Raw genomic sequence first — 18851 nt, 5'->3', positions numbered from 1 at the left:
CATATGCCGTGGGAACTGCAAATTCATCATCTTGATATTCGCTCAGTCGGCGATGCCACTGTTATTCTGGCGCTCGATAATAATGTCGTCCAACGTTCAGTATTAATCGATGGCGGGCGAGCTGATGCTGCGCCAATCGTGCATAATTATTTGGCGAATACCCTTAACCTCAATACGTTGGATGTGATCGTTAATACCCACTACGATGACGATCATTTGAGTGGCTTAATTAGCTTAATGGCGACTGCCAATACAAATGTATATGATAATGTTCGCTGCTTTGATCAAGGCCGACCGCCAAATAATAGTGATTACTATGCTAATGCTCCATATAGAGCAAATGGCGCGAATACTTCATTTAAAAGGGGAAAAGATCAGTATGGTAATGAGTACATTATTCGAGCAGCACCTAAAAAATATGAGCAATATGTAACTGAGATTGCCCGAGTTAATACACGAGTACGAGTTACTAGTACTGTTAATAGTTTTTACCTGACAACCTATGATCAAAATGATATTCCAACTAATCCAGGTAATCGTAATGGATATACCGATACGATTCTGATGCAATGGAATTATTATGCGGCTTATCCGACAATTAACTACCCTGCGGGAGGCCTACCTAATGTGGTGAATTTCGATAATCCAGCATGGCTCATTGGTCAAGAGATTATGTGGAATGGTGCTGTATATGTACCAGGTGCACCAACAATTACCTGTATCGCAGCTAATAAATATGTTTCCCGGGCTGGAGTTAATGCGGCTCCTGCCTTTATCTCGACTGCTAGTATTTATAATGGGCCAAATCGTCGGATGAGTGATGCTGACATTAACGATCAAGAAAATAAAAATGATAATGCCAAGAGCCTTGCATTTATCATTGAGTTTAATAACCATCGTTATTATGTTGGTGGCGATATTGAGCGCCCACAAGAGGATGGCTTTACGAATCCTAACACTGGCAATTTTCAGCTTGGCATTCGCGATTACTTGGTTCCGCAGAGCCGAATTGATCAACGGGTGCTGAGCATGAAAACCAGCCATCATGGTTCAGCTACAGCCTCGTCGCGAACATTTATTAGCCAGCTGATGCCAATGGCGACGTTTATTTCAACTGGCTCTGGTAACCATCATGATCATCCTGCCCAAAGTACGGTCAATACGCTCGATGGCTATCCTGAGCAGCCAATTTTGGGTGATCCAAATCAGCGATTGCGCCACCCACCTGCGCCACCACAATCACCGCAACAACCTAACCCATATTATTTAACGGGCTATCAGAATGTGCTGGTTAATCCGCCATTGAGCTATGGTGGGATTGCATCGCGTACAGCAGGTGATCCGGCGAACAATATAGCTGGTCATATTAAATTAACCGTGACTGAGGCGCAATCGCAGCTAGCGATTGTTGGTCAGGTGTATCGCGGGGTAGTTGCGGTTGTTAATCAAATTAATCAGTCGCAAAATCAAAACGTTGATCCAGTTCCGATTGCCACCGCAGCGACCAAAATTGGTACTGCCGCCGCAGTAGCCGCAGTTTTAGGGGTTAATGATCAAGGTCTTCAAGCGATCATTAATAGTTGTGCTTGGGTAGGCAACGATATTAATAACCTATCGGTGGTCGGTGCGGCAATTACTGCTATGAATACGTTTGTTCCAACTAATCCCAATGACCCCAACGATACGGCGGCTGAGGCTGCCAAAAATGCTGCGCAGAATGTTGATAACGGTGCGCGGGTTGGCCATGTTGGAGTGGGAGCTTCGACCGCAATTGGCTATGCGGTGACTGGGGCGAATGCCAATGTGATCAGTGTAGCGACCAGCAATGCTGGAGCGACCCAAACAGCGGCAACTGCTGCTGGTAATGCTGCCACGTATATCTATAACCATATTGCTAATTCGATCAATGGGCCTGACGTAGCCTATGCCGATCGACAGGCTGGTTTTGCTGCCGCCGCTGCACTTGGTGGTGTTGCGAATGGCAATCTCACAGCAGCCAACGCGACAATTTTGGCCTGTGCTCATGCTTTAGCAATGCCAATAGGAGCCGATCCGAATAATGCAGCCCTCTATGCTGGCGCTGATCAAATTGCCCAATGGATTACGGCGGTGGCTTTAGCAATGAACCTTAATAATAATCTTGCTTGTTTGGCTGGTGCTGTCGCTAGTGCTAGTTATTATTTAGGCAACCCAGCCGATGTTGATTTGGCGGTTAGTGAAGCGCTTAAAGCGATAGCAGTGGCGAATAATACGGCAGATCAGGCAGGAAACGCTGCACTACAAGCTGCAACCTTGGTCCAAAATGATCTCTGTAATGTTCAGTTCGATGAAATTGATCCAAATCCCCTAAACCTTGCGGGTTTTGTTGCTGAGAATATAGCAGTGACATATTAGGAGGGAGCTTATGCCAACGGTAACGACCCTCGCCGAACTGTCAAGCTACTTGGCAGCAGCCACTATCAATGAAAGCCTGCGTTTGACTCCGGATATGGAGCTTGGTAGCCAACTCAAAAGCTTTTTGGCGACCGTGCCCAATCAGGTTATTACACTCAATCAGCCAAATAATCAACTCAATCAAGCCTCAACTGCCTTGACCTTGCAAGGTGCAAGCAGTGAACAATGGCCAATTCCTGGTACTGATAATCAACGACTCACGGTGACCTTTGTTACGATTGTGTTTACTCAACCAGCCCAAGATTTTGTGGTCAGCTTAACTGCCCAAGCGTCGATGTTGGTTGGTACATCAACCGCCTACTTGGCAGGTACACTTCAACCTAATAACCAGCTTATCTGGAACATGACTTCGGCTCAGCCAGCGACCCTTGATCTCGTGACGATTGCCAATGTGATTAGCCATAATCGATTAGCAGCCTACTTGCCGATCGATATTCCCATTTTTCAGCTTGTGCCACTATCGGGTTTGAATTTAACCTTTGGCTTTCGCCGCGGCCCAGTCACAACGCTGACGGCAAGCTCAGATATCAATCAGCCTTGGACAATTATCGAGAATCTTGCGGTGATTGAACAGGTTGGAGTTAGTTTAGTTAGCCAAACCAGCTATGTCGATGGTTTAGGCCTGCAATCAAGCCTTGGCGGTAATATCCATGGCACCTTTGTCTTGGGCCAACCCTATCAAGTGATTGTGAGCCTGCGCGGGCAAAATGCGTGGGAACTCGCGATTATTCCTGCCGATGGAAATGTTGTGCCAGGTTTAATCGAGTTGGCGGGGTTTGCTGGTGGTCCAAGTCTGCAGGCAAGTGTTCAGCAAGGGCTCGATGCCTTAGGGATGAGTGCAATTGCCCTCGATCAGGTCGCGATTGGCTTTGATCCATATGCTTTGGCTTTGCGTAGCATCGGCATGTTTGGCCATGTAACCCTGAATGGCATTACCTTTGATATCAAAGTGTTTTTGCCCAATTTCGCTTTTTATGGCGGTTTGAATCCAACCACACCAATCGACCTCAAGGCGTTGGTGACGATCTACTTTGCTGATCCTGATACATTTCCGGCAATTAGCTTAACAACTTTGAATATTTCGGCTCAGCCAAATATTGAACGCTATGATCTTAAAGCGGGCATTACGACTGATTGGACGATGGATGTTGGCTCAATTAGTTTTGGAATGCGCACGTTCGATCTTTGGATCAGTTATCAAACTGGGGCAATTCTTGGTGGCGTTGAATGTAGCTTAATTTTGGTGGATGTTGAATTTGATGCCAAGGCGGAACATCAAACTGTTGATGGTGGTTGGCAATTTTCGGGTACAACCCCGCCTGATCAAATTATGCCAATTGGCCAATTTATTCAGAGTGTCGCCACCATGTTTGGGGTTGAGGCAACTCTGCCAGCACCAATTGCAGGGTTAACGTTACAGGCAATCAATGTCTTTTTTGATACAAGTAGCCAAGATTTTAGTTTTTCCTGTGAAGCAAAATTTCCAATTGATGACCAAACGTTGGATATGATCATCCATATTGATCTGCTTTATGCTGGAAATAGCTATACCAGACAGCTTAGTGCCAATATTGTGATTGGGAATTTAATTTTTACGCTTGAATTTGATAGTAACCCCAACTCAAACTTGTTTATCGCGACCTATAGCCATACCAGCGATCAAGCTAGCATCAGCGTCAAGCAGCTGCTTGGATTTGTTTCGACAGCTGTGGCCGCCTACATTCCTGAGAGTCTCACGATTGATCTCAAGGATGTGCTGTTTGCCTATCAGCAAGATACCCAAACCCGCTTTGCCTTTGGCTTCGATTTAGCAGCCAGCCTCAATCTCTCCGATTTGCCACTAGTTGGCAAGGCCTTCCCAAGTAATCAAACTCTGGCAGTGCAAGATCTACAGGTGCTGATTACCTCGCTAGACTTCCCCGCTGCTGTCGTAACCCAGTTGAATACTGTGTTGGCAACCCAGCAAATCTTAGCCTTGCCCAACCCGTTGGTCGAAGGCATTACCGTCTCGGCCTTGATCGATTTTGGTACTTCAACCCAAGCCTTGAGTATGCCGCTAGCTGGTGATAGCAGCACGGTTACGCCGCCAACCCCACCAACCAGTACCACCAGCGTGGTGACCAGTAATGCTAGCGCCAAGTGGTTCGATGTTAAAAAAGGCTTTGGTCCAGTCTACTTTGAACGCATCGGGGTGCAATATCAAGATTCGGCCTTGTGGTTTTTGCTCGATGCCTCGCTAACAGCGGCTGGCTTAACCCTCACGGTTGAGGGCTTGGGCTTTGGCTCGCCGTTGAATGTGTTTAGCCCAAGTTTCCGCATCCAAGGCTTAGGCTTGGATTATCGCAATGCAGTGGTGGAAATCGGCGGCGCATTCGTGCATACGTTGGTTTCTAATCAAGGCAAAACCTACGATGAATATGATGGCATGGCCACGCTACGGGTCAAACAATTCAATCTTGGGGCGATTGGCTCGTATGCCTATCTTGATGACCATCCTTCGTTGTTTGTGTATGCGGTGCTGGATTTTCCACTCGGCGGCCCAGCCTTCTTCTTTGTCACGGGCTTAAGTGCAGGTTTTGGCTACAACCGAAGCCTGATTGTGCCGCCGATTGAGCAAATTGCCAGTTTTCCGTTGGTGGCCGAGGCGATCAGCGGGCCGCCATCGACAGTCAATAGCGATCCGCAACAAACGATCCAAACCGAGTTGGCTCTGCTGCGCCAGTATATTCCGCCTTCAATTGGCGAAATGTTCTTGACTGCTGGGATTCGCTTCAACTCATTCCGCTTGATCGATTCATTTGCCTTGTTGACGGTCTCGTTTGGCCAACATTTTGAAGTTGATTTGCTCGGGCTTTCAACCGCAATTATTCCTACGCCCGATCTGGCTAGCACTATCAGCCCCTTGGCCGAGATTCAAATGGCCTTGGTGGCGAGTTTCATCCCCGATCAGGGCTTTTTGGGTGTGCGAGCACAACTCACATCAGCGTCGTATCTGCTCTCGCGCAGTTGCCATCTGACGGGCGGATTTGCCTTCTATGCCTGGTTTGCCAAAGAGCATGCTGGCGATTTTGTGCTGACCTTGGGTGGTTACCATCCCAGCTTTACCATTCCGCCGCATTATCCCCAAGTGCCACGGCTTGGCTTCAATTGGCAAATTGATAGCTCGCTGATTCTCAAAGGCGGGATGTATTTTGCCTTGACTGGCTCGTTGTTGATGGCGGGTGGTAGTTTGCAAGCAACATGGCAGAGCGGCAACCTAAAAGCATGGTTCAATGCTGCTGCCGATTTCTTGCTTGGCTGGAAGCCCTATCATTATGATGCCCATTTGAGCGTTGATATTGGGGTATCGTATACCTTCCATTTATTTGGAACCCACCATATCACAGCCGATGTTGGAGCCGATTTGCACATTTGGGGGCCAGATTTCTCGGGCACAGCGCGAATCGACCTCGATATTATTAGCTTTGATATTAGTTTTGGAGCCGCTGCGTCCAAAACTCCTAACCCAATCGATTGGACTAGCTTTAGCAGCTCGTTCCTGCCTGATCCGACAGCGGTTTGTGGGGTGGCGGTTGGCGCGGGGCTTGTCCAAACGCCCCAAGGCGATCCTACCTGTGATTGGGTGATCAATCCAGCGAGCTTTTTGCTTACAACCAACAGCCTAATTCCAACCACGAGTGCCAGTTTTGGCCAAACTAGCATCAGTTTAGGTTCAAGCTACGATCTGGATGTGGGGGTTGCGCCAATGGCGGTAGCGCCCAGCAGCCTAACCTCGCATCAGATTATTCAGATTACCCATAATGATGCATCGTTTGAGCATGATTTTGCGCTTACGCCGATTGCCAAGGGTATGCCTAATGCCTTGTGGGGTACGGAATTTCAACCCAATTTGCAGAGTGCCCCAATTTTGCCGAATGCGATTGCTGGCTTTGAAATTCGGCCTCAGCAACCACCAGCACCTGGCAGCACCAGCGCAATCAACCAAGGCTACTTGGAATACAACACCCAAACGGTAGCCGATGGTTTTGCTTGGCAAGCTGATCGACCATTTGTGGTCGAATCGGCTGATGATGCCCAACGGCGTACCACGATTAGCACAACCCTGAATGCTTCAGAACCAAGTGCTACCCGTGAGAGCTTACTGGCTGCTTTTGGTCTAGATTGTCCGCTTAACCTGCAATCGAGCTTGGCACAAAGTTATGTGATTGCGCCGCAAGTTGGCAGTTATGCTGATGAGCACTAAATTGTGATACTGAGGATGAATGTATGGCAGACCCAATAGAAGTACCCAACGACAAACTGCAATTTAGCCAATTTCATCAGCCCAGCCTCAAAACTGGTTTGTATCAGATTGTCGTAACCCATCAAATTTCGACCAACGAGCCAGCACAACCCAAGATTCCGCAGACAGAATTTAGCGCGACGCGCAAATTTTATGTTGCTGGCGAACGATTTAGCCTTGATCCCAAGGATATTTATGCAGTCTACCCACCTGACGGTAGCCTAAGCGACCATTCGACGATTTTGCCGCACCTGATTTTGAACCGCTCGACCTTGCCTTGGGAGCGTCAAGCTGACCCTAATAATGAAGATTTGCCGTGGCTGAGCTTATTGATGTTTACCGCCGATCAAACTCCGCTTGCCCAAACCATGACCTTGGGTGAGTTGCAGCAATCAGCTAGCGTTGGCGTGAAATTTCCCAGCTTCGATTTAGAGCCGGGCCAAACGAGCGATGATCGAGTGGTGGTGATTGACGTTGCCAAACAGTTGTTAGCGCGTTTGTTACCAAGCAATACCGATTTAGCCTATCAAGCCCATATTCGCCAAGCGATTGCCAACGATGGCACACCAACCGGACAGGAGCGAGCGGTGATTTTGGGTAATCGCCTGCCCGGCCCGAATCAGATTAATACGGTGTTTTTGGTTTCGTTGGAAAACCGCTATACCAGTGCTGGCTTCGATTTTCAACAAGCCAGCGATTCAGATTTGATTCGCTTGGTGGTGCTGAGCAGTTGGCGTTTTGCGTCGCCACCAGCCGCCCAACAGCAATTTGCTGATCTCATGCTTGGCTTGAATTATAGCCCCAGTAATCTCCGGCTAGCCACCAATGCCAACCCTTTGGCTGAACACTATGCGGCCCAAGGCTATGCATTACTGCCTCACAACATGCGCCAAGCCAACCAATCGATCTCGTGGTATCGTGGGCCGTTGGGAGTTGGCCAACATACTGCCCAATTGCCTTTGCCGGCCTTAGCCGCCGATAGTTTACTGGCCTATGATTCAACCACGGGCATGTTTGATGTTTCGTATGCAGCGGCATGGGAATTAGGGCGCTTGATGATGTTGCAGACCAAGCAAATTTCAACCAGTTTGTATGCTTGGAAGCGTGGGCAAATTCAACAGAAAAAGAGCCAAAACACCCCAACTGCCCGCTTCCAACCGCAACGTTTACAAAGCCGCAGTCTGGCAAGCGCTGCTCCCGCCGATGTTCAAGCGTGGTTTAAAGGGCTAGCCCAATTGCAAGGCGTGCCATTCAACTACCTTGTGCCCGATGAAACGATGCTGCCAAATGAAGCAATTCGCTTCTTCCAGCTTGATCCAGCTTGGATGGCTTGTTTATGTGATGGAGCGCTAAGCATTGGCCGCGCGACCACGGGCGATTTGACCCATGAGCAAGCGCTTGATCTACCGACGTTGCTCGGTGGACTGCCTACCGTAACTGGCTTTATCATGCGCTCGGCAGTTGTGGCAGGCTGGCCCAATATTATTATCGAAGCGAGCGATGCTGCTGGCGGGAACATTGATCAGATTCGGCTGGAAAAATTGGCTGATAGCGTTTTGATTGGCTTGTTTGCTGGCGAGGTGGCGCGTTTTAGCTTCAAGCTGCACGCCGAAACCCTGCACTTTGGCTTTGATCCGGCTAATCAACAATACCCTACGCTGCATAAACAATTGCGTGATAGCAATGGCGTTGAAACTGATCAAGTGATTGCAACTATTCCCTGGCAAGATGAGGCTTATTCGGTGGTGGGTTTAGCTCAACTCGCTAGTTCAATGCAACAAATTGTGCCACAAGCCTCCTTTACATCGGCCCAATTTGCCCTGCAAATGATCGAAGGCAGTGCAAGCGTTTGCTTTGAACAGGCTTGATTAGGTGGTTAATCTTGAACGAGGTGAATGCTGCTACTCACCTCGTTCGCGAGCCGATTGGTGCAGATAATTGGCATACATTGCCTCAACCACCCGGCGTAGCTCGTTGAATAATGAATCAGGCCCGCTGACCAGCTGGGCATGTTCGCCATAGCCCAATAATGTGCGAATAATTTGAAATTCACTAAACTCGCTAGCATCAATTTCAATGTGCTCACCAAGATGGCGAATGGCCTTAATCGTGAAGCGTTCGCTGACCCCTTGCGGCGCAAATGAGGCTGGCAAGCGATAGGTGAAGTCAATCGTTGGGCGTTTGCGTTGCATTGGTTGGATTCCAGGCCGGAGATATGGTAATTCTTTGCTATGATCAATGATCATTCGATCAAGCCGGAAGGTCAAAATCATGCCATGGCGGTAGCAATAGGCCAAGAGATAATAATGGCGATCACGATATTCTAGTTCATACGGGTCAAGTCGTGGGTAATGCTGGGGCTGATCATGCCTTCGAGCTTGATAGTAGAAGCCTACTTGGCGGCGTTGCCGAATCGCCTGCGCAAAAAATTCGATCCAATCGGTGTAGGGCGTATAGTCAATCGCAGGGTTAAATGCCACCCGCATGACTGGCATTTGTCGCCATTGCTTTTGCTGCGCATCACTAAGATTCGTGGTCAATCGATCTAAAAGTTGACTTACTTTGGGAGCCATCGGGTGTCCAGCGCCAAAAAGATCACGGATGGCAGCCAAGGCCTCAAGCTCTTGATCGGGTATCACATGCTGGGTTGCGACAATGCGCCAACGCTTAGGTTTGGTGGCAATTTCAAGCTGATAGCCTAATGCCCGTAAACTATGCAGATCACGGCGAAAGGCCCGTTGACCTGATGTTTCAGCCTGATACAGGGTAGGCTCCAATCGACAGATCGATTGAAATGTCTGTGGCTCGATTAACAGGAGATCACGCACCTGCAATAATCGTCGAATAAGGCTGGGAACTTCAGATTCTTGGTATTCCATGCTCTGGCTTTCTTGCAAGGTTTTGCCGTCATCCAGCCCTATCGATTAACCCTAAGCCTCCACAGCAGCGAGCATCTCGATCTGCTGTTTGAGAATGGCGAAATGGCTGGTTACTTGTTGAATCAGGAGACCCTTGAAAATAGGGGCAATCAAGCGAATCCACATTGGTAGAAAGCTGATAGTGCTGCTCATCGTGAAGGTCGTAATTCCTCCATGGTCACTAAAATCATACTGTACTTGGCAATGCATAACCCCATGCGATGTGATTGTAAAGGCCATTGACTGCTCAGGATGATAGGCAGTGATTTCGATTAACGAAGAAAAATGCAATACCCCAACGCTGGCAACTTGCTCGTAGATAGCTCCTAGCCCTTGGCCACAAATGCGTTGCGATGAGGTAACTGGCAGCCACCATTCTGGATCGTGAGTAAAGTCGCTGATATAGCGAAAACATAATTCGCGAGGTGCGGCGATGTCACAGTGATTAACGAACGCTACCTGACCGATAGGCATACGAGTCTCCTTGCTAAACTGGGCATATGTTAGTATAGACCTAGCCGCAGATTGATGCAAAATGGTTGTTTTTGTTGGCACTATGAGGAGTTGTATGCCTAAATTTGCTTTACCAGCGATTGTTCACTCGACAAGTCGTTGCTTAATTCTTGGAACCTTACCAGGTGATCAGTCGCTAGCTGCTCAGTTCTACTATCTGCATCCACGCAATCAATTTTGGCGGATTATGCAGGCAGTTTTTGCTGACGAGCCTGGCCTTACGAGTGTGACGCGAGCCGCTTTCTTAGCGCGGCATCAGCTGGCGCTGTGGGATGTGCTGCATGCAGCGGAGCGGGTTGGCAGCCTCGATACCGCGATTACCAACCCAATTCCCAATGATTTTCAAACTTTTTTCACGGCCAATCCAGCGATTCAGAAGGTTGGATTGAATGGCATGAAAGCCCAGCAGCTTTTTATGCGCTTAGTTTGGCCAAACCTTACGAGTGAACTTCAATCGCGGCTTGAACTGGTGGGTTTGCCATCGACAAGCCCAGCCAATACCCAAGCATTTGCCAAAAAAGTTGAGGCTTGGATGTGGCTACGCAATGCGCTTGGAGCTTAGGGTTGGCGAGCTAAAGTGACCACGACCGTGCCTTGATCATCAAGCAAACTTAACGTTGTCTCAGTTTGCTGGTAGCTGCGAACCTTTTCCAAGCTTTGGAGCAAGCTACCTTCTTGGGCTTGCAAGTCGGCTTCGGCACATGCCATTAATGTTGACACGAGTGGGCCGATGGTCAATTTTGAGCCATCAATGGTGATGCCGCCACCATAACCATTGCAACCACCATTCCCCGAGACTTGGCTGGCCGAGTCGATTGTCAATGGCAAGGGATTCGGCCCAATGATCGGCTGACCATTGATGGTTAAGACATTCCAGCGTGAGCCAATGAGTTCTGCAGGATCAACAATAATGCTGGGCGTATTGGTTGGTTGGCTGGTTGAGGCGGCTTGGTTGCCACAACCAACGATTAATAAGGCGGCAATGGCTATACTTAAGATGTGACGCATCTGGTAACTCCATAACTTGATTGTTGTTGAACTAACAACGATTACCCATCAAGTTATGTTCCCATCACCGTTAATCTTCAAATTGCCAAATTATTCCGTCGGTGCGCGTAACGCCATCAGCGCTCACGATAGCATAACCAGCAATTTGGTTGGCCTCATTAATCGCAGTTGCAATCGTTTGATATTCGGTGCTTGCTTGACTGAATGGCCCCATCCGCAAACGTGTGCCATTATGCCAAACCGTTGCAGCAAGTGGTGTTGTGTCGTCACCAGTAAACCCAACGATTGTGCCTGCATCGTTAATATCATTTGCACCACTATATTGATTCAATCCGGCGCTTAAATCGGTGGTTACGCCATTCTCCCAAAGAAATGCATGGCGTTGACCATCACTTAATTCCATCATTCCCACAACTTGCTCATTGTTATTGATTGCATAGCCATAACTTTTAACCGCAGGTATGCCTAGATCGATAATCGTACCGTTTTTCCAGATACAGGCGCGAGTTTCACCGTTGGCATTGGTGCTCCAACCGACAATAACTTTGTGATCGTTGATTTCATTGGCGGTGCTGTAGTTGCCCCCCAGCGTACCAAGATCGGTCATCGTATTGCGATACCACATAAATGCATGGGTATCGCCAGTACTGGTCGTGCTTCGGCCAACGATCCGCTCGCCATTGCTGACATCAAGCGCTGTGCTAACATTACCACCGAGGGTGCCAAGATTGAGCATTTGCTCTTCGCGCCAATAAAAAGCCTGCCGTTTGTTATTACTCGTAGTGCTTTCACCGACAACATAGCCAGTATCATTGATGCCATAGCCATAGCTTTGATTGCCGCCGAGTGTGCCCAGATTGCTGAGCGTACCTCGTCGCCAAACGAACGCTCGCATTGCTGAGAACTCGGTTTCTACACTCCCAGCGATTCGTCCAAAATCATTAATATCACTAGGATACATATGTTGCCCGCCTAGTGCCCCAAGATTGACATAACTATAGTTGGGATTTGGCGTTTGGGCCTGAAGCGGCGAGCGCTGAACAACAAACCAGCCAAGTGCCATAACGACGAGCAGCAGCAACCAAAAAGTTTTAAATGAACGCATAATCCATCCTCCGACAAACTCTGTTTGAGCGGTATGAGTTGTTGTGACGAAGAGTTTGGTAGTTTAATCTCGGTTTAGCTAATGAGCTAATGCTGGCGTATTGCTTACAGACAGGAGGTGGGGTTTGCTTGGTTTGGTGTGCTATCGAGGCTCGTTGCAGCGGCTGAAGTAGCATGATTTGTGGGGATCAATTACAATGGTTGTGATTAACTGCTAGGTATAGCCATTTGATACTCATCACTGCTGGAATCGATGCGAAGGAGAATCGCTAATGAGTGTTGATTCTGCGACGAACCCATTATTTAATCAAACTCTTGAAAGCTTAATCCGATTAAATAATCAATCTGGCAAAGGTTTAAGTTTAGAGTCATTGCTTGAGCGAACCCATGATCTTGGGCACTATCTGACGGAATCCGAAACGATTCCCTCAAATAACGAAATTATCGCGTGGCATTGGGCAGATTATGCCGTTGTGCAGGCGCTGCGCGAGCCAACCGACCCTGCTCATAGCGATACTTGGCAAACCACGATGCTTTTGATTCATAGCATCGTCAAGAAACAATCGCACATCTGGCAAGCTGATCCAAGTAATACATTTGAGGATGTTTGTTCGACCTGCCTCTTGACGGTCTGGGCTGCCCTTCCTTCCTTTCGCTATCATAGTAGCCTCCAAACGTGGGCTATGACGGTTATCATAAACGCAATTCGAAAGCAGAACCGCCTAACACGGGCGACCAAGCGTGATCCAAAGCAACGGGCTGAGCCAGGGCTTGAAGCCTTGCTGCATATTCCAGCCGCAGAGCAGACACAGCCCGAAGCAATTATCATGGCCCAGGAATTTCTCGTGATTATCAACGAAGTTTTAGCGCATCCTGAGTATAAACTCGTGCGTGAGGTCTTTCTGTTAGCCGTCATCCTCGATATGAAAGGCTCCGATATTGCTAAGCGCTTAGGGGTGGCCCAATCGACGGTATCGCAACGCTTAGCTGCCGCCCGAGCGCTTTTGGCAAAGCACGAGCGCATTCGCAAATGGCTAGATAGCTTGTTTGATTCTGAGGATTCGGCTGAGAATGAATAAAATAGAGCGCCGTGGGAACTAAAGCAAGTATGAATAATATCGATAAAGCTTGGTCTTTACAGATGGCATTCAGGTTAAGTACTATCTATTTAGGTAGATTGACGCATCTTCCCTAAATGGTATGGAGAAGATCATAATGCTGTGTAGTGCTATCCATCAAACCTTAGACAACCTGCTTGTTAGCGATTCCTTCGCATCGCTTGATGCAGAAACCCTTAGGCATATCCGTACATGTGCTGTTTGTCGTGGCTATATCGAGGTCTTGCTTGCCGCGATAGGTGGGCAAATGCTACCGATAGCGGCTGAACCAGCAGCCGATCACCATCTCGATGAGGAGCTTGCTAGTTATATTGACCTCGAACGGTTAAATCCGGGCCAAGGGAGATTGCGCTATCCTGCGGTCGATAGCCATCTGAGAATTTGCCCAGATTGTTATAAAGAATATAGTTTTATGAATGAAATGTTACAGGATGCAAGTCTCGTCCAATTAACGATTCCCAGCCCGAGCTTAAACCCCGCGATTGATCCAACCAAAATTTGGGCGAGCCTTCCTGCGAGCTTGAACCCCACGATTTGGTCGTGGTCAAGGCCCGTTATGAATCGATTAGTTCAGCGGATTCAATCACTGAGCGGTTTGATCCAGGGAGTTCGCGGCGATGGCGATTTAGGCCCAGCGTTTTATCGCCACACCTTGGGGTTTGGTTATAACCTTGCATTCCGCGTGCTCCATGTTGATGATCAATATTGGCAAATTGTGGTGGCCCTTGAACCTCCATTGCAGGCTACTGTGGTTTTAGCATTTGGTAATGAGGAATTTCAGGCGACCTTTAGCGAAGATGGCTTGGCGACCCTGCCACCGATTCCTGCAACCCTTTTTACCAATCCTGCCGGTCCAGCCTTAAATATCCGTCTGGAATAGAAAGGCCTGCTTGATGTTGGCGACCCCGCTACCAATGTTTGCTCGAATCATCCGTTTGGTCGATCAGCGGCCATTAAGTGCCCTCGTGATCGCGCATCGGCGGCTGCTCGCGATGGAATCAAGCGCGTGTGTAGACCATGGTTGGGCTTGGTTTTGTTATGGCTGGGCCGCGCTGCATGGCGAAAAAGTTTCCGAAGGCCTAGCCGCGTTGCAACAAGCGCAAGCTCTTTTCGCCCAACATCATGATCAAGCGGGCATGTGGGATTGTCGTCAAGCGTTGCTGGTTGGTCGATGGCTACAAGGAGAAGGGGTTTCGTTGCAACAGGCATGGCAACCAGTCATCGAAGCCCATTTGCGACTTGGTGGTGCTCGCGCCGCTGCCGAGGCCCAAATTTATCAATTGATTCATCTTAATTACCTTAAACGCTATCAAGCTGTCCTTGATCTGGCTGCCACAATCGCGCCGCATCTGACCACTGCTCCGCAATTCGTGGCTGGTCGGTTTATGCGTATTGTGGCGATTGCCAATGCAGGCCTTGGCGCTTTTACCAAAGCCAAGCAGGGTTTAGATCAGGCATTGTACGCTTCTCAACAAGCCAAGGCGTGGGTTGATGTAGCTAAATGCCTTCGTGAGCGGGGCTTTATTGCTGATCGTCAAGAACACTATGCAGATGCCGTAGCCGACCTTCAACAGGCGATGACCTGGTTTAATCGTTTGGGCATGCCACTATATGCGGCCTTATGCCAGCGAGCACTTGGCTTGGCACTAAGCAGAATTGGTCACTACGATCAGGGTTTGCGGTTTAACCTTGCAGCGCGTAGCAGCTTTCGTATGCTTGATCGGCCCGATTTGGCGGCTGGATGCGACCAAAATATTGGCGTGATTGCCCATTATGTGCGGCTGCCGCTCATTGCTCAATCGGCCTATCAGCGAGCGTTGGCGGTCTATCAAGCGCGTTCGAGTACCTATGATAGTTGTGTGCTTCAGCGCAATTTTGCCCTGTTACAGATTAATCAAGGCAATGGTCAGCTTGCGCTCGACTTGCTCGGCGCGATTCAACCTTTAGTGCTAGCCTTAGATGATCAGTTAGAGCTTGGCGAGTTTTACGAGGCACTTGCACAGGCGTGGCACTGCCTTGGTGCTGTTGACCAAGCTCAGCGCTTTTTCGATCAGGCAATTGTTTGTTTTGAGGCGATTGGCAATCAGATTAATATTGCCAAATGTCAGCTTGGTCAAGCTTGGTTGATGCTTGAAACAGGCAATTGGCAGCTAGCACAGGCTTTGTTAGCGCAAGCTCAGGTGTGGTTGCTTGAACATCCGACCCATCGCTGGCGTTGTCATTATGGCTTAGGGTATTGTGCTGCACAGGCTGGGGCTAGCGGGCGGGCCATGGCAGAATATATCGCTGCTTGTGGCATTGTTGCCCAACTTCGTCAAGCTTTGAGTAGCGAACATGCTTCGAGTGCGATTTTTGCCCAAGCGCAGCAACTGTATCACGATACCATTCGATTGGCGCTTGCCCAGGCCAATAGTAACTTGGCATGGCAATTAATCGAGCAACAACGAGCATTGGTGTTAAATCGCCAAATGCGTTGTTTACCACTAGCGTTTGACCCAGACTTGGCAGAGGAAGATCAGCGCTATCATGCCCGTTTGAGTAGCTTAACGCAGCCAACTGCTGGTCATGAGCACGTAGAGGCACTATTCGCCGATTATATCAATTTCTTAATTCAAGCGCGACATACCCTTGAAGGTTCGCTTGCCGATTTGGCGATTGATCGGCCACTTGAGGTTGTTTGTGGCGAACTTGATGAAGCCTTTGATGGGGATTGGACATGGCTCGGCTACAGTCAATTAGGCGACGATCTGCTGATTATCACGCTCTATGCTGGGCAGATTACGGTTATTCGCCAGCCAATTGATCGGCGTTTCTGTGAGTTATTAGGCTTGGCCAACTCGTTTACTGACCATTCAATTTTGTATGAGGATTGGTCGTTTCTGAGCCAAGCTGCTCCTTTCGCCGAGCTTCGGGCCTTATCTGATCGACTTATCCCTAGCGTCGTTAAGCAACGCTTGCATCAAAACCATCGCCTATTAATCACACCATGTACCAAGCTGCATCAGGTTGCTTGGGCAGCTTTGCTGGTCAACCAACAGCGACTTTGCCAAACCTGTATTCCACAGATTATTCCATCGTTGGGCACATGGTCATGGTTGCAGGCACGTCAAAGCTTGGGCACTGAGGCGTTATTGCTGGGCTGTGACAATTTTGGCGAGCGAGCGGACGCGTTGCCACACATTCAAGCAGAACTGCGGGTTGTTGCGCAACAAGTAACCATCCCCGTCAGCACGCTGTTTGGAGCCGAAGCAACAGGCGTGGCCGTGTTGAAGCTAGGTCAAGCTGGGTTATTACAACGCTTTCGGCATATTCATATTGCAACCCATGCGCAATTAATCGCTGCCCGTGGGTTACTTGCCCATATTAAGCTTGTGGATGGCGATATGTTTTACAACGATATCCTCAATTTACGGCTTGCTGGGGCGACGGTGGTGTTATCGACATGTGATGGCTCGCTGAGTGAAACGTTGCTTGGCGAAGAAGTGCTAAGTTTGAGCCGCGCTTTTTTGGCTGGTGGCGCACGTGAGGTGCTAGCCAATGGGTGGAAAACTAGCGATAGCGGGGTGGTTGAGTTGATGCGGTTATTTTATCACTATTTAGCCTACCCAAATGATGGGGCAACGGCTTTGGCAATGGCCCAACGCACATTACTTGAATCTGACGATCCCAGCCAAGCTGCAGTCTTGGTCTGGGGTGGCTTTCAGGTTGTTGGGGCTGGAACACTGGCGCAATGGCCATCTGCGCAGATTCCGTCGATCAGCGTCGGTGATTAATCGCGTTTAGCCATTGGTTTGGGTTGGGGTTGGCACAGGCGTAGGAGTTGGATTTGTATCACCGATGCCACCGCCAGAACCACCTGGGTCTAAAGTTACTTGGGGCGGATCGTTGACATAAATTTTGATTGAGCCGCCAGCGACGATTATGCCCACGATTCCGATCAACACCGCTTTTGTGAACCGTTCCATACTGAACCACCTTTCTTCTAAGCTCCACCCGTTGTGGAGTCATTGAAGAAGAGGAAGTCAGCCCAAAAATCTATCCTGCTAAAATCGGCAATTTCATAATCAATATGGCGATGTCGTTGCTGTTCAGAGGGGATTCGATGATCAATGCACTATGGCGTATGTGGTGGAGGCTGTTGTTTAATCCGGCCTTGGTAGCGAAGGCTCTGATGGAGCGTCAATATGCACCAAAAGTGTTGTTGGTGCTTGGTCTGGTTGTTGATAGCTTGTTGCTGAGTGTGCTGCTGCTTTGGCTGAATCTAGGTATGGTGCTTTGGCTCATTCTGCTTAAGCTCGTTTTTACCGTGATCAGTACATGTGTCGCATGTATGGTTCTAACCAAGCAGGTGCCTAGTGATTATCTGCCACGTTTTTTGTTCTGGTTTGGGCTATTCCAAGTTGTTTTAAGCCCCCCGCTGCTGGTGGTTGTTGGTGTTGGCGGCATGCTTGGGCTTTCGCTGGTTGGGTCTGCATCTGGTGCTCAAGCAGTGATCTTTTGCCTGATGTTGGGATATTTGGTGGGTATAGCCCTCAGCTATTATTTATTGATCAATCAGCAGCGACGCGGATCAGTAGATGTGCGTTGGGCGGTGCTGGGTATTGCTCCGGCAACTGCGCTTGGTATCTGGTACTCTCCGGCCTTTGCTAATAGCCTAGCGATTTTTTTTGCCCCCATTATTTTAGGGCTTGGCGTGGCGCAGTTGCGCTTAGTGATGTGGCTTGGGCAGGTTGGGCTAGGCTGGGTGCTACAACGAATTGGAGTGCGTGCTCAGCTGTTGACATGGCATCCGATTCAGTTTGATGCCTTACGCTTGCTGCCCTTACCTGGCACAACGAACCTTTTGCATATGGCGGCGCAACAACAGCCGACGCTGGCGAGTGATTGGATTGTGGCTCGCTCGCAGCATTTGGTTGATCGGTGGCTGGTTATTCGATTTTTGCAGGACTATGCAACCAATCCTAATGCGCATCGGCTGTTTTTTGCGCTTAGTTTAACCCAGGCTGGGGCTGAACTTCTGGCAGCCTCGATTGCGGGTCGTGATTGTAATCTGAACCAGTGTTATGCACGCTTGGCAGCGGTGCAAGCGCCAGGTGCATGGCTTAACGAACTTGCCACGAGCGGGCTTGGGCTAGCGGCAACTGCACCAATGCAGCTTGATCCTGGCCTGAAGGTCTTGTTACCGCTGGCCTTTGAGCTTTTGTTGGCGCGGCGCTGGGCCGATGCGGCCTTGATTTTACAAGAGACCCGCATTCCTTCCACAGAAGTGGCTTGGCTGAAGCAGCTTAGCGAATTACGCAGCATGTGGGTTGATAATGCTGCGCCTGCCATCCAACCTCCAGAGCTTCAGCATGAATCCGAGCAGATCTGGCCAAACCGTTTAATGTTGACGTTAGCCGACCATGTGAGCTTTCTCAAGGAAGCTGAAAGCTTGACCTAAGTTGGCTGTAGGCA

Annotated in this window: 13 protein-coding genes; 8 read left to right on the top strand and 5 right to left on the bottom strand. The window is 49.1% G+C overall.

Translation table 11 applies throughout. The features are described 5' to 3' along the window. The first annotated feature begins 3 nt into the window (after nt 1-3). The 3 genes from DEF47_RS02080 to DEF47_RS02070 are packed head-to-tail and all read left to right on the top strand — an operon-like array spanning nt 4 to nt 8604. A complete protein-coding gene (locus DEF47_RS02080; RefSeq protein WP_012189521.1) occupies nt 4-2394 on the top strand; it encodes a ComEC/Rec2 family competence protein in 2391 nt (796 codons plus the stop codon). 10 nt (nt 2395-2404) lie between these two features. Next, on the top strand, nt 2405-6697 hold the full coding sequence (locus DEF47_RS02075; RefSeq protein ID WP_012189522.1) for a DUF6603 domain-containing protein: 4293 nt from the start codon (nt 2405-2407) through the stop codon (nt 6695-6697). Between the two features lie 23 nt (nt 6698-6720). Continuing rightward, nucleotides 6721-8604 (top strand): hypothetical protein, encoded by a 1884-nt coding sequence (locus tag DEF47_RS02070; RefSeq protein WP_012189523.1) that lies wholly within the window; start codon nt 6721-6723, stop codon nt 8602-8604. Nucleotides 8605-8637: 33 nt separating this feature from the next. Here the strand turns inward: DEF47_RS02070 and DEF47_RS02065 are convergent, their stop codons facing one another. Continuing rightward, nucleotides 8638-9615, bottom strand: a complete 978-nt coding sequence (locus DEF47_RS02065; protein WP_012189524.1) for a helix-turn-helix transcriptional regulator — start codon at nt 9613-9615, stop codon at nt 8638-8640. 51 nt (nt 9616-9666) lie between these two features. Further along, nucleotides 9667-10128, bottom strand: a complete 462-nt coding sequence (locus tag DEF47_RS02060; protein ID WP_012189525.1) for an SRPBCC family protein — start codon at nt 10126-10128, stop codon at nt 9667-9669. A 94-nt stretch (nt 10129-10222) separates the two neighbouring features. Between DEF47_RS02060 and DEF47_RS02055 the strand changes: the two genes are divergently transcribed. Next, nucleotides 10223-10729, top strand: a complete 507-nt coding sequence (locus tag DEF47_RS02055) for a DNA-deoxyinosine glycosylase (RefSeq protein WP_012189526.1) — start codon at nt 10223-10225, stop codon at nt 10727-10729. On the opposite strand, the gene DEF47_RS02050 is transcribed toward DEF47_RS02055, so the two are convergent. Next, nucleotides 10726-11175 (bottom strand): META domain-containing protein, encoded by a 450-nt coding sequence (locus DEF47_RS02050; protein WP_012189527.1) that lies wholly within the window; start codon nt 11173-11175, stop codon nt 10726-10728. The genes DEF47_RS02055 and DEF47_RS02050 overlap by 4 nt on opposite strands. A gap of 70 nt (nt 11176-11245) precedes the next feature. Further along, nucleotides 11246-12280, bottom strand: coding sequence for a DUF3466 family protein (locus tag DEF47_RS02045; protein ID WP_012189528.1), 1035 nt, complete (start codon nt 12278-12280; stop codon nt 11246-11248). Between the two features lie 271 nt (nt 12281-12551). On the opposite strand from DEF47_RS02045, the gene DEF47_RS02040 reads away from it, so the two are divergent. The 3 genes from DEF47_RS02040 (at nt 12552) to DEF47_RS02030 (ending at nt 17170) form a co-directional block, all read left to right on the top strand. Next, the gene (locus tag DEF47_RS02040; RefSeq protein WP_012189529.1) at nt 12552-13358 is read left to right on the top strand and encodes an RNA polymerase sigma factor; all 807 of its coding nucleotides are present in this window, start codon (nt 12552-12554) and stop codon (nt 13356-13358) included. A 595-nt stretch (nt 13359-13953) separates the two neighbouring features. Next, nucleotides 13954-14277 carry a hypothetical protein gene (locus tag DEF47_RS02035; RefSeq protein ID WP_287044942.1) on the top strand — a complete coding sequence of 108 codons (324 nt, stop codon included), beginning with the start codon at nt 13954-13956 and terminating at the stop codon, nt 14275-14277. A gap of 34 nt (nt 14278-14311) precedes the next feature. Continuing rightward, nucleotides 14312-17170: a CHAT domain-containing protein gene (locus DEF47_RS02030; protein WP_287044941.1), complete on the top strand. Its 2859-nt coding sequence runs from the start codon at nt 14312-14314 to the stop codon at nt 17168-17170. Nucleotides 17171-17176: 6 nt separating this feature from the next. Here DEF47_RS02030 and DEF47_RS02025 read toward each other — a convergent pair whose 3' ends face one another. Next, nucleotides 17177-17362: a hypothetical protein gene (locus DEF47_RS02025; RefSeq protein WP_041304365.1), complete on the bottom strand. Its 186-nt coding sequence runs from the start codon at nt 17360-17362 to the stop codon at nt 17177-17179. 137 nt (nt 17363-17499) lie between these two features. Between DEF47_RS02025 and DEF47_RS02020 the strand changes: the two genes are divergently transcribed. Continuing rightward, nucleotides 17500-18837, top strand: a complete 1338-nt coding sequence (locus tag DEF47_RS02020; protein WP_012189532.1) for a hypothetical protein — start codon at nt 17500-17502, stop codon at nt 18835-18837. Nucleotides 18838-18851: the final 14 nt, after the last annotated feature.

The organism is Herpetosiphon sp. (genome assembly GCF_003512625.1).
Lineage (GTDB): Bacteria > Chloroflexota > Chloroflexia > Chloroflexales > Herpetosiphonaceae > Herpetosiphon > Herpetosiphon aurantiacus.
Note: the sequence above shows the minus strand (reverse complement) of the source record. Positions and strands in the feature narration are given on the sequence as shown.